This is a genomic window from Microbulbifer variabilis (assembly GCF_052468405.1).
The window spans coordinates 2,804,863-2,818,088 of sequence record NZ_CP174343.1; the positions used below are offsets into that span (position 1 = coordinate 2,804,863).

The 13,226-nt window shown below is 47.7% G+C and carries 9 protein-coding genes and 1 tRNA gene; 6 read left to right on the top strand and 4 right to left on the bottom strand.

What is annotated here, in order from left to right:
- The first annotated feature begins 32 nt into the window (after positions 1–32).
- Positions 33–2,324 carry a transporter substrate-binding domain-containing protein gene (locus ACJJJB_RS12870; RefSeq protein ID WP_445365016.1) on the top strand — a complete coding sequence of 764 codons (2,292 nt, stop codon included), beginning with the start codon at positions 33–35 and terminating at the stop codon, positions 2,322–2,324.
- A 28-nt stretch (positions 2,325–2,352) separates the two neighbouring features.
- Here the strand turns inward: ACJJJB_RS12870 and ACJJJB_RS12875 are convergent, their stop codons facing one another.
- From ACJJJB_RS12875 to ftsH, 3 genes are all read right to left on the bottom strand, one after another.
- Positions 2,353–3,330, bottom strand: coding sequence for an NAD(P)H-quinone oxidoreductase (locus tag ACJJJB_RS12875; protein WP_020413561.1), 978 nt, complete (start codon positions 3,328–3,330; stop codon positions 2,353–2,355).
- A gap of 275 nt (positions 3,331–3,605) precedes the next feature.
- On the bottom strand, positions 3,606–5,894 hold the full coding sequence (locus tag ACJJJB_RS12880) for a TonB-dependent receptor (RefSeq protein ID WP_445365017.1): 2,289 nt from the start codon (positions 5,892–5,894) through the stop codon (positions 3,606–3,608).
- Between the two features lie 675 nt (positions 5,895–6,569).
- Complete coding sequence (gene ftsH / locus ACJJJB_RS12885) at positions 6,570–8,531, bottom strand: ATP-dependent zinc metalloprotease FtsH (protein ID WP_353376510.1); 1,962 nt, start codon at positions 8,529–8,531, stop codon at positions 6,570–6,572.
- Between the two features lie 329 nt (positions 8,532–8,860).
- Here ftsH and ACJJJB_RS12890 point away from each other — a divergent pair.
- From ACJJJB_RS12890 to ACJJJB_RS12900, 3 genes are all read left to right on the top strand, one after another.
- A tRNA-Arg gene (locus tag ACJJJB_RS12890) sits at positions 8,861–8,937 on the top strand.
- Positions 8,938–9,142: 205 nt separating this feature from the next.
- The gene (locus ACJJJB_RS12895; RefSeq protein ID WP_353376509.1) at positions 9,143–10,045 is read left to right on the top strand and encodes a LysR family transcriptional regulator; all 903 of its coding nucleotides are present in this window, start codon (positions 9,143–9,145) and stop codon (positions 10,043–10,045) included.
- A 155-nt stretch (positions 10,046–10,200) separates the two neighbouring features.
- Positions 10,201–10,569 carry a DUF427 domain-containing protein gene (locus ACJJJB_RS12900; RefSeq protein ID WP_020413565.1) on the top strand — a complete coding sequence of 123 codons (369 nt, stop codon included), beginning with the start codon at positions 10,201–10,203 and terminating at the stop codon, positions 10,567–10,569.
- A 147-nt stretch (positions 10,570–10,716) separates the two neighbouring features.
- Here ACJJJB_RS12900 and ACJJJB_RS12905 read toward each other — a convergent pair whose 3' ends face one another.
- Positions 10,717–11,481 (bottom strand): substrate-binding periplasmic protein, encoded by a 765-nt coding sequence (locus ACJJJB_RS12905; protein WP_445365018.1) that lies wholly within the window; start codon positions 11,479–11,481, stop codon positions 10,717–10,719.
- 311 nt (positions 11,482–11,792) lie between these two features.
- Here ACJJJB_RS12905 and ACJJJB_RS12910 point away from each other — a divergent pair, with 311 nt between their 5' ends.
- Both ACJJJB_RS12910 and ACJJJB_RS12915 read left to right on the top strand, forming a co-directional pair.
- Positions 11,793–12,212: a nuclear transport factor 2 family protein gene (locus ACJJJB_RS12910; RefSeq protein WP_445365019.1), complete on the top strand. Its 420-nt coding sequence runs from the start codon at positions 11,793–11,795 to the stop codon at positions 12,210–12,212.
- Positions 12,209–13,066, top strand: a complete 858-nt coding sequence (locus tag ACJJJB_RS12915) for a M90 family metallopeptidase (protein ID WP_282952816.1) — start codon at positions 12,209–12,211, stop codon at positions 13,064–13,066. Before ACJJJB_RS12910 ends, ACJJJB_RS12915 begins: the two co-directional genes overlap by 4 nt.
- Positions 13,067–13,226: the final 160 nt, after the last annotated feature.

Consider the following 13,226-nt stretch of genomic DNA (forward strand, 5'->3'; position numbering starts at 1 on the left):
AATCGTCCTGTAGAGAGCTTATGGAGCGATCTATGGGATCTGCTAACAGTGCAGTCAGACCCACCTGTTGGGCTGTGATTTTCCTCTCAATACTTGTATTGGCCATTGCCGCATGTAGTAAAGAGGGAAAAGAAAGCGACCTTGCCAGCCCGGCAGGGGTTGCTTCGAGTCAAGAAAACATACAGCCTGAAAACGTCACTCCCCCTGTTATCCCCGCCAAAGAGCAGCAGGTCAATTACATTGAAACCGGTGATCTGCGTGAAATAAAAAAACACGGCACTATCCGCTTTGTAAACCTGACCGGTGCATCTGAAAATATGCTGCCCCGGGATAGCGTGGTCAGCCTTCGCCACTTTGAATTGGCAAATAAACTGGCCGACAAGCTAAAACTGGAAGCCAAATGGATCAAGGCAGAAACCCCTGACGATGCCATTAAAATGCTCCTCGCCGGAGAGGCAGATATCATCGCCTATGATCTGACAGTCACCGATTCCCGTGAAGAGCAAATTGACTTTAGCGTACCTATTCGCCAGGCCCGGCGACAACTGGTAACCGGCGCCTCAGGACCAGATATCACCGAACCGAGCAAATTAAATAATGTCGAGCTTATTGTCCCTAAAGGTTCCGCCAATGTAGAGACTGCTCAGCAGCTAATCGCGGAATTTCCGGATGCCAACCTGAGCATGCGGGAATATAAAATCCACGGTAACCGCGATGGTCTTGTAGATAAGATGAACGAGGAAAATAACTGGGTGGCAGTTCTCGAGGATTATTCAGCACAAGACCTGCGTAATTACCGCGACGACTTACGCCTTGGTGCTTATGTAAGCGAACCCCAGAACATTGCCTGGGGAATGCGTAAAACCTCCAGGCGCCTGCAGTCCACTGTAGATAATTTTCTCACCCGTAATTTGGTGAAAGCGCAAGAAGAGCGAATCACTGACTGGAAAGGTATTAAAAAATCAGGAGTAATCCGCCTGCTCACCTACAATGGCCCCACCACCTATTTCCTGTGGAAGGGGTTGTTGATGGGCTTTGACTACGATCTAGCTAAGGCTTTTGCAGACAAACACAAACTCCAATTGCAGGTTATCGTGGTGCCCTATGAGGAAAACCTGGCAGATTGGCTCAGAGCAGGTCGCGGTGATTTTGCCGGAGCGGAAATGAATATTACATCAGCGGTAGAAAAACAGGGAATGGTATTTACCAAACCTGTCGTTGAATCTACTGAGCAAGTAGTGAGTGGTAGGGGAACTCCGCCCATCAAACAAATTCAGGATTTAAACGGGCGCAAACTCACCTTACGTGCTTATTCTTCATTTATTGAAACAGCAAAAACACTGCAAAATGCGGGCATCGACGTGGATATACGGGTGGCACCACCGGATATTTCCCAGTCTCAGATATTTTCGATGATTGCGGAGGGCTTGGTGGATGCCACTATCGCCCACTCCGGTCGCGCAAAAATTGAAGCATCAGTTCAACCGAACTTAGTGCTAGGCACAGTACTAGGCGATCCAACACCAGAGGGCTGGCTGGTTCTGCGTCAAAACTGGCACTTGCTGCAAAATCTTAATAAGTTCCTGACAAGTTACCGAAAAACCGATAAATACAAAAAGCAATACGCAGCATATTTCGAGCCAAATAAACGTTTTATGCAAAGAGTAAGCACCCGGGTTATCCCGGGGGAAAACTTATCTCCCTACGATGACTTGGTTAAAGAATCCGCCTTTAAATACGATTTTGACTGGCGCATGATCGTCGCCCAAATGTGGCAAGAAAGTAACTTTAATCCCAAAGCGGTATCCCCAGTTGGCGCACAGGGCCTGATGCAGGTGATGCCAGCAACCGCAGAAGAAATGGGATTCCCCCCACCACTGTTTGAGCCAGAGCGTGGTATCAAAGCGGGCGTAAAATATATGGACTGGGTAAGAGACAGATTTAATCCCGCCCTGCCCACGGTGAACAAACTGTGGTTCACCCTCGCTTCCTACAACGCAGGTTACGGGCATCTACTCGATGCGCAACGGCTTGCCGAACAGCTGGGGCTGGACCCAAATGTCTGGTTCGACAACGTCGAGGTGGCCATGCTGAAACTGGCCCAACCCCAGTACTTTAAACGGGCGCGTTACGGTTATGTGCGAGGCTCCGAACCGGTACAGTATGTGCGCAATATCAGCAACCTCTACAAGGCTTATGTAGAGATGATGAGTGATGATGTATCCATGCGGCCATCAACGCAGCAAACACCCGACAGGTTTTGCTCTCCAAGCAACACACCCGAAGGGATGATTGTTCAGGTCTCCCCTCCCCCATCACAATGAGTAAAAGGAAACCGTATAAAAAAGCGCGTTAAAGCGTTAATACAATTTTTCCAATAACTTTACCGGACTCCAATAAACGATGCGCTTCAGCTACCTGCTCGAGAGGGAATTGAGCTGCAATTTGCGGGCGAATTTTTTCTGCCTCAATTAACGGCCAAACTTTGGTTTCGAGCGAATAGGCAATATCCGCTTTCACCTCAGCGGTGCGGGCTCTCAGTGTAGAACCTGTCAGTGTGAGGCGCTTAAGCATTACCGGCAGCATATTGACCTCAACTTTAGAACCTTTGAGGAAGGCAATATTTACAATCCGGCCGTCATGGGCTGCCATACGAATATTACGCTCTATATATTCCCCTCCGACCATATCCAGGATGACATCGGCACCATGGCCTGCCGTAGCTTCGCGCACTACCGCCACGAAGTCTTCTTCGTGATAATTAATTGCCCTCTCGGCACCGAGCCTCTCACAAGCCTCACATTTTTCGGTAGAGCCGGCAGTAGCAAAAACCCTGGAACCCAAGTGATGTGCCAGCTGAATAGCGGTGGTACCAATCCCGGAAGAGCCGCCATGCACCAACAAAATTTCACCGCTCTGTAACTTTGCCCTGTCGAATACATTGCTCCATACAGTAAAGAAAGTCTCAGGCAGGGCCGCCGCTTCAACCTCGGTCAAACCGGCAGGAATGGGTAAACATTGCCCCTCCGGAACTGCTACGAACTCCGCATAACCACCGCCATTAGTCAGAGCACAAACTTTATCGCCCAATTTCCAGCGCTTGACTTCATCCCCCACGGCAACCACTTCTCCAGCCACTTCCAGGCCAAGGATTGAAGAAGCTCCCGCTGGAGCCGGGTAAAGACCATTGCGCTGAACAATATCAGGCCGGTTCACACCCGCGGCAGAAATCTTCACCAACACTTCATCTGCGGCCGGAATTGGCGTAGGCAGGTCTGCGACCTGCATTTTCTCTGGGCCACCATACTCCGGCAGATCAATTGCGCGCATGTTCACTCCTTCAACAGGGGTTATTCTTAAAATTGCCCTAGGGCTGTCTCAACTTTTTTAAAATGGGGCAGTATGAGAATCTATCAAGGCACCAGCCCAAAAGTCCTGCTTCTTTAATCAGGGAGTAAAACAGTCTATAAGCTGCAAACCAGAAGCGGCCAGGAAATCTCCCAAGAAGTTTCTAGAACTCCCCAAAAGACTGCCTGGCCGCTATTCACCATTTCGGCGAAAACGATTTACCTAACTGAGAGTAAGGGTCAATAAACTATGGCAACTTAGAACTCGTAGAGAAGCTCCAGCCCCATAACACGCCCTTTATTGAGCGGAGTAAAGCTCGCACCAACCCCTCCCATAATAGGCGGCAGCTGAGTATTGTTACCCTCTGTCACTTCATCCAGCATATTCTTACCAAACATGGAGACAGTGAAACTACCACTATCCGGTGTATAGCCAATACTGAAGTCCAGCATATCGACTTCGGACAACATTCCGCGATTATCATCGGTATAAGGCGCCGCATCCCGATGATTAAAGTTAACGCGGGAGGTCAAACTACCATAGGTGCCTAACTGCAGATCATGGACAAATCCGACACCATATGTCCATGGAGCTAGGCGAGGAATCTCAAGACCAAGGTCAGTGCCATCTACAACACCATCCCCATTGAGATCTCCCAGTACTTTGTCGTAGTCACCATCCACGTAGCCGACATTAAAAGTAAACAGCAGGTTCTCAGTTAGAACCGCCATGGCCTCCAACTCAGCTCCCCGAATAGTGGCATCGGCGGTGTTACGGATTATCTGTGCAACACCAGTGAATGGATCAGGCAGGTTTTCCTCCCTCTGCATATCATCAATGGTGTTATGGAAAACCGCCATATTGGTCCGCAAACGTCCATCCAGCCAATCTACCTTGGCACCAATCTCAAAGCTACTTTGCTCTTCCTGATCAGTTACCTGAGGGGTATAGGGCCTACCGGTACTCGGATTAATACCTGCGTTGCGGAAGTTGTAACCACCACTGCGGAAGCCCTTGGTCCAGAACGTATACAGCTGGGTATCTTCAGATACAGTCCACTGTAGTCCAACCTTTGGCGTAAAGGCATTCCAGCTCTGGCTGTCCTCAAAGTCATAGGCCGCACAACCATCCAGAGTGCAGAAATTCAATGGAATTGAGGCAATTTTTGCATCTTTTTCTTCGCTCGAATAGCGTCCGCCCAAGGTCAGTACCCAGGCTTCATTCAGATCAATATCTGCCTGTGCAAAGATGCCATAGGTACTGTGATCCTGCTCTCCCCCCCCCGTTATACTAATTTGCCCAAACTCTAACAGTCTGTTTTCAAGATAAGTTATATCCTGACTGAACCAGTACACTCCGGTGGTCAGGGCCGTGCGACCAAAACGCCCAGCATAGCGAAGCTCATTACTAAGCTGGCTCTGGTCCACACTGGAATCTGCATGGAAAAGAGTAACCGGTAGTGAATCAATATCGCCAATACCACGGGCCTCGTACTCACGCCAGGCGAGTATATTGGTGATGGTGCCATCGCCAAAGGCCACATCTTTATTGAACTCGGTAATTATCTGGCTCCACTCATCTTTCTGGTAGCCCTCTTCATCCTGAGCTACTTCAAATGAATCTTTGCCGTTATCCCAATCATCCACGCCAAATGCTGCAGCAAATATGGGCGCACTTGGTGCGAACTGCAGCCCCCCTAAAGTCTGAACCATGGTCGATTCGTAGCCGCGGTTTTGCGCCACCACGCCATCAGAATCCATGCGGCCGTGCTCCATGCGCACCAGTAACTCCGCGGTCTCGTCCAACTGGATACTAAAGCTTGGACGAATAAACCAACTGTCGGAGGCTCCGGCATTATCATTGCCTGTTGCCACATTCTCGAACCAGCCCCGGTCATCATTGTAATAAACAGTCAGGCGACCATTGACCGAATCCGCGATAGCTCCATTGATGGAACCTGCAGTTACTGTATCCAGGTTATCTGTAACCGAGACCTTGACTCGGGAAGAAAATTCTTCTGTTGGGCGTGCGGTCTTTATTACCACAGCACCACCGGTGACATTACGACCAAATAACAACCCCTGCGGGCCTCGTAAAACCTCAATACCTTCCAGGTCAAACAGGTCAGTAACAACACCCGCATTAACCCCCAGGTACATTCCATCAACAAAAACCCCAACAGTGGGGTCAATAGAGGGAATGGAGCTGTTAATTCCAAGCCCACGCACAGTAAAGTTCGCGGTATTTTTGACGGTGCCCACATCCTCCAGTTGAACATTGGGCATTTTGAATGAAAGGCTTTGCAGATCTTTAGTATGCAAGGCCTCCAGCTGATCGCCGGAGTAGGCAGTTGCCGCTACCGGAACCTCCTGCAATATCTCCGCATCGGCGCGTTTACGTGCGGTGACTTGCACCTCTTCCATAAGAGTACTAACCGAACCCTCAGCGGCAAAACTAGGGATTGCACCACTGGCTAACCAAAGAGTTGCTACTGAACAGGCGGAAAGCAGAGCAGTATGCTGCTTGAGTCTTGACGGACTTCCCATGTTTTCTCTCCATTGTTTTATTTTTTTTATCTACAACAACGGACTTATCGCAATCGGTACTACCTGGCCCCGCCGCTCTACTCTCTTATGAGATTCCGACTTTAACGGAGCTCCGATCTAAGACCGTGCTGATAAAGAGACACAGAATTTGCATGATTTCTGTGACGCAGACAGGTTACAGGCTCATACCCCTGGGTGGAAGTCTATTTATCGTGGATAACGATAAAAATAACTCAATAAGTCTGGAAAGTTCGCTTTCAACAGAAAAATAAAAAAGTAACGGATATAAAAATTGCAAAACGCACTGTTTGAGTGCAAAAAATTCTGTCTTGGGCTGCTAGCAGTCTTTTATAAATCGCACCCTCGATCGACCCTCTATTAATAAAAATAGTAATAATCTGACATCCATTGAAAATGCCAAAATAAAACAGCTCGCAATATGCACAGAAAACAATATCCATTGCCGCAGCGGATTAAAACCAATTGGACAGACTAATTAGTCATATATTTAATTTACTTACCCTAAATAGAGAAAAGTTAAAAACTGGTACTTGTAGATATTTAACTAATACCCAAAATTCATCGAGACTTATCTTGATTTGCCAAAGAATGTTAAGTACTGACCACTAAGTCCGGTTGTACTTTTGTAAATTTTATAAAGATTTTTTTGGATAATTAGTGTGTTGATGAATCAGCATCGTCCACTTGCGCAATGATCTTGTGCATTTCGTTCCCATCCAGAGTTTCATTTTCCAATAGAGCCTCCGCAAGTGCGTCCAATTGCCTGCGATGTTTCCTCAAAAGTTGCTCGACCTCTCGTTCTATGCCACTCACTAGAGCAATAATTTCATCATCGATAATTTCTGAAGTATGCTCACTAAAATCCTTTTGCTGGGCCATCTCCTTGCCCAGGAATATATGTTCTTCTCCACGGCGAAAGGCCACCGGCCCCAATTTGTCACTCATTCCCCAGTGAGTAACCATATGGCGGGCCAGGCGCGTAGCCTGCTTCAAGTCCGATTCTGCTCCAGTGCTGACCTCACCAAAAACCACACGCTCAGCCAGCCTCCCCCCCAGCATTACGCCGATGCGATCCTTCAGGTAACTGGTTCGCATATTGTGGTGTTCCTCAGCAGGAATTTGTTCCGTTGCCCCAAGACTATGCCCGCGGGGGATGATGGTGGCCTTTTCCAGGGGATCAGCATTGGGTAGCAGGCTAGCTACCAGTGCATGACCGGCTTCATGGTAGGCAACTGTTCTCTTATCATTTTCTCCCATCACCATTTCCCGCTCGCCACCGAGCACTACTTTATCCCTGGCACGTAACAGACAATCCATGTCCACCGTTGACTTATTTTCCCTGCCAGCCAATAGGGCGGCCTCATTGATTAGGTTTTCCAGGTCTGCTCCGGCAAAGCCCGCAGTCAGTGCAGCCAGGTGCTCCAAATCAACATCTTTATCAAGGGGAACTTCCCGCGAGTGAATTTGCAGTATCTCCTCCCGAGCCACTTTATCCGGCAAGTCCAGGGTAATCTTGCGGTCGAATCGCCCTGGGCGCAGGAGCGCGGCATCCAACACGTCTGGCCGGTTGGTGGCTGCGACTACAACTACCGCTTCCTGGGGATCGAAGCCATCCATTTCTCCCAGTATCTGATTAAGGGTTTGTTCGCGCTCATCGTGCCCACCGCCAAGACCGGTCCCCCGTGCGCGCCCGACAGAGTCAATCTCATCAATAAAGATAATCGCGGGTGCCTCCTTCTTTGCATCGGCAAACATATCCCTCACCCGCGATGCGCCGACACCAACAAACATCTCGATAAATTCTGAACCGCTGATACTGAAAAATGGAGCCTCACTTTCCCCCGCCAAGGCTTTGGCCATTAATGTCTTACCTGTGCCTGGAGGACCCATCAGGAGTATGCCTTTGGGAATCTTCGCCCCAAGCTTGCGATAATGCTCCGGGTCTTTGAGGTAACCGGCTATTTCCTGTAGATCTTTCTTGGCATTACTTAGACCCGCCACATCGTCAAAGGTCACTTGGGACTCACTGCGTTCATAGCGTTTAGCCGGAGAGCGTGCAAAGCCGAAAGGACTTCCAGGTGCAGCGCCACTCATACGCTCCTGCATACGACGCCCTAACCAGATAAGTAGGCCAATTATTAAGATCCAGGGAAGAAGAAGAATAAGCAAGCGTTGTAAAATACCTCCCTGGGACGACTCCGCCTGGATTTCAACTTTCTGCTTTTCCAATAACGGAAGTAATTCAGGGTCCTGTACCGAGGGTATGGTAGTAATAAAACGCTGGGGCTCGCGAGGCTCCCCCTTCCTGCCTTGTTCAAGCTTTGCCTTGTTAGTGGGTTCTTTGAAAGTTCCAATAATTCGTTCGCCCTCAAAAACCACAGTCGCAACCTTGCCCTCACTGACTGACTTCTTAAATTCACTGTAAGCAAGGGGCTCCTTAGGACTACCGAAGCGACCATTGGAGCAATATTGAAAGGTCATAATGACCAGAAAGATCAGGACCAAGTACTGCAACCAACTTAGAGGACTCTGTTGGAGGGGTTTACTTGAGAGAGGGGATTGCGGGTCCTCTGGCGGCAGCTTTTGCCCTTTATCCTGGTCGTCTGCCATTGCCATAGGATCTCACTAAATCTGGGACGGACAACTTCCTAAACTGAAGCAACCACCATAGTCTGGAGCACTAAGTATAGTTCCCCGCCAGCAAAGGCGGATGTAAGTACCCTCCCCCGCAAGTCCAAAGATTGTTACTTACAGGCGTCGGAGCAACTATTTTTAAAATAGGGCTTGCAAACTCCCTAACCACGCGGCAGAATGCGCGCCCTATCGATCTTCGAAGTCACTTCCTAGAGAGCGAAGAAGTTCGGTAAGCTGCGGATTTTTAAAGAGTTTTCCTTAAAAATTAGTTGACTTAACAGGATCAACTGACTATAGTTCGCAACCACAACGCGCTCGTAGCTCAGCTGGATAGAGTACCTGGCTACGAACCAGGCGGTCGGAGGTTCGAATCCTCCCGAGCGCGCCATACAAGAGGGCTTATATCGCAAGATATAAGCCCTTTTTCTTTTCTCTGATGCTGCATCCAAGCCCAAGTAAGCGCTCGCCTCCCCAACCTTTCCTATTGAGTTCAGTGCCTAGCACTAAAAACCCAGCACGAAGCTATCGTATAAAGTCACAGAATTTATAATGAGACCACCCATTAACGTAGAGACCTGTAGCTGCAAATAGCAATGGCAAATATCAGAAACATCGACCTAAACCTACTCAGGGCCTTTGATACTCTGATGGACGAACGCAATGTATCCCGCGTGGCTGAGCGGTTATCCGTTACCCAGCCAGCCGTTAGCGGCATGCTCACCAGATTGCGCAACAGCCTCAATGACCCTCTCTTTACTCGTTCGCAACATGGCATCAACCCCACCCCTCGGGCACTGGAACTGGCAGATCCGGTTAAGAAAATTCTAAGTGAAATAGAGAGCATCCTGGCGCCTACAACTTTTGACCCAAAAGGGAGCACCATGGCGTTTTCCATTGCGGCCACCGACTACGCACTAAAGGCAGTCGTCACACCACTAATCTACGCCCTACAGGAAGAAGCTCCAGATATTCAAATCTCAATCCAGCCAATAAATGATGTGCAACTGTTTGCCCTAATGGAGCGGGGTCAGCTGGACTTGGCAATCACTACGCCCGATGCCGCGCATAAGGAGCTACGGGCAAAAACACTATTCGAGGAAAGCTATATCTGCATTATGGCAGACGGTCACCCAATGGCCGGCAAAAAACTGACTGTAGGTAATTTCTGTAGCATGAAACATGGAATAGTTTCCTTTTCCGGCAACGCTTTCCACGGAGTTACCGACACTGTTCTGGATTCCCTGGGCAGACACCGACACGTTTCGATCTCTGTCCCCAATTTTTTATCTTTGATAGAAGTCCTGAAAAACTGTGAACTATGTGCAGTAGTTCCAAGGAAACTCATAATCGGCATTGATGGTCTTGCAACAGCTGAACTGCCATTTGATATTCCAGGATTCAGCAAAATAATGGCCTGGCATGAACGTACCCACTATAGCCCTGCACATATTTGGATCAGGGAAAAAGTTAATCAATTATGTAGTGAGGAGTCTTAGTTAACAATAATGTTCAGGGTAAGAGTTCGGGTTGACCACAATCTCGCTACTTGTCTGCTTTGACCCGTACTGACAATCCACTCGCCCATAAAAAGTGCGCTATAAAAGAGTCAATTTAAAGATTGATGTCAGGGTTAATAGGAGAGCTACAGAAAATGACCAATCCCGCACCAGGATTTAAAGAGAACCCCTACCACAAAGTAGAGATTTCACCACTAAATAGAAAGGTGCAAATACACTCTCAGGGGGTAACAATAGCATCGACAGATAAAGCACTCTCTGTAAAAGAATCCGGCCTACCTGAAGTCTTTTATATTCCATTTGACGACGTAAAACAGAAAATGCTAATAGAAAGCAAAACTACCAGCTACTGCCCATTTAAAGGCCAAGCCAGCTACTGGTCAATTCAGGTTGATAGTAACAACATTAGCGATGCTGCTTGGCAATATAAAGATCCGTATGATGAATGCCGTTTCCTTAAAGGGCATATCGCTTTTTATTCCAGCAAAGTAGACATAATTTAAAACTAACAGCCACAAACGGATAAACAAATGAGAAAATTTGAAACTATTTTCATAACAAGATAAAAAGTAGTATTAACCTAAAAAAGACCGGGATGATCCCGGCCCTTCATGTATATATTACCAGTAAAAAGTAATTTGGCCTGTCAATTACTTACAGATATCCTGCTTCTGCACCACATCGTACTTTTTCAATAACTCCTTGTAGCGGCTAGTACGACACAACTCTGCCAATCCACGATTAAAATCATCTCGTACCTTTTGATCTCGGAACCCCACACGGAAATCTGTCATTAGGGGAAAAATCTGGAAAAGGTTGACCTGATCCATTTTGTGCCCCATTTTATTACTGAAAAACTTAAACAGCTCCATATCCACAACCGCCACCACATCTTTCATTTTCCAAAACTGTGCAACCAGGTCGGAGGCAGTTGGCGCCTGAATAATATTCTGACGTTGCGTTCCGTTCGGACCATACATATTTTTAAACTCAGGCCCCAAATCCATTGGAGCACCTTGCCAGGTAATTACCTTCTTACCAGCAAGGTCCGCAATGCTGTCAATCTTCATTTTATCGCTGGCTTTGGTAATGGCGTAATTGGCAAAGCTGATCATATTGTTGGAATAAAAAAGATCATCGTCTTTTTTCATCACATTGACCGCCGCCTGTACTTTGCCCTGCTCCAGAGCCGGAGCGGTTTCCGCAAACCCCATCTGGACAAATTCCAAGGAGTATCCCGGAAGTGCCTCCCGCACAATATCTATTTCCAGGCCACTGGTAGCATTATTGATCACATAAGGCGGAGCATCGCCGGCAATCGCCACTTTCAGAGGCGTACCGCCCGACTGGGCTACCGCTTGGAGCAGGACACCGAATATCAATATGGGAGCAGCAATTAGGGAACGCATACGCATAAATATCTCCACAGTGATAGAAAAATCACCCTGACGTCATAAGTGTTGGCACCTTAAGGCCATTTTTCAAGTCGCTGCAATCAACTAAATGGTAAAACTTTAATAACCAAGAGGCTTGAAAGAAGCGCCTAACTCCCCAATTCTGAAATTATTGAAACAGAAACCGAAAAACAGATAGAAATCACCTGAATCTTAACCAAAGGTCTATTTCTCAGGCAGACTGTAAGGTCAAACTTGCAAAGTGTATGAGTTGGGATACCCAATAATTGCAAGAAAATCCACGAGGTTAAATCCAGAAAGGGAACTGCGGAATGATGTCCGATATAGAGCTGTTGATTGAGTACGAAACCGCCTTACACTGTGCAGGAATCCGTAGAAATCGGACAATAGTGGAGAAGCTATTAAACCCAGCTTTTTATGAGGTAGGGAAGTCTGGGAGCAGTTTTGACCTCAACTCGATAATTACACTGATGCAATCCAAAGAAAGTAGCGAGGGGGAAATCCACAGCCAGGATTACCACTGTACAGCACTCTCTGAATCTGTACGACTGCTACTTTATCGCAGCGCTCACCGCCATCAACAGGGTAACTATTCAGACTTCTGCAAGCGTTCCTCTTTTTGGGTACTCAATAATGATCAATGGCAAATGATTTACCATCAAGGCACTCGTTGTGAAGCTTTTGAAATTGGCGAGAATATCTCCACCAAACGGTCAGCAATAAATCTATGAGTGCTTTTATCATTGTTATCCTGCTCGCCCTAGCAGTTTGGTTTGTGCCCCACTTCTATCGCCGCTGGCGTATCAGACACCGTCGCTCACAAGCACTCACTCCGGAACAATTGCAGCTGGTTCGTGAGATGCTCCCCCTATATCGCTACCTAAATGCCGACCAGCAACAAGAACTGCGTGGTAATATTGCACTCTTTCTACACGATAAGGAATTTGTCGGTTGTGATGGCCTGCAGGTTACCGAGCAAATGAGAGTTGCAATCGCCGCTCATGCCTGCCTGCTGCTGCTAGGGCGTAAGAATGAATGCTACCCTAACTTGTACAGTTTACTGCTTTATCCGGATACCTATGTCGCTCACGAGACCCGCAGGGAAGGCTTTATAGAAACAGCCAAGCGCAGTGCTCGGGAAGGCGAGGCCCACTACCGAGGACCAGTTGTACTTTCCTGGGGAGACCTGGAAGAAGACTTGCAATTTCCTCAACGAGGACACAATGTTGCTCTGCATGAATTCGCCCACAAGGTAGATGAGGAAGATGGTTTCTTTGATGGTCGCCCTCTATTTGAAAAAGTAGACGAAGGGGCCAACTGGGCCGAGGTAATGAGCCGGGAGTTTCATCGCCTCCAGCAAAGAGCCGAGTATGGCCAAATCCCGGGAGATACCCCCTCTGTGCTGGATTTATACGGCGCTCAATCTCCAGCCGAATTTTTTGCGGTAGCAACTGAAAGCTTCTACACGGTTCCCATCGCCATGAGGGCGTTACACCCTGAACTTTACGCAGAACTAAGCCGGTTCTACCGGCTGGATCCCGCCTTTCTTCTTAGTGGAAAAAGTGCAGTGACTCCAGGCTTATAAACCCCTAGAAAGCCACCTAGAAGCACAATAGAAACTGAACATGTAAATATTTAGAGTATTTACTTACTTATAGTCAAAACTTCCGCAACGACTACTTATACACACTTTTTCCTGTTAATGTGAAGCTAATTTCTTCCAGTATTAAAAAAGAGAGAAGAGA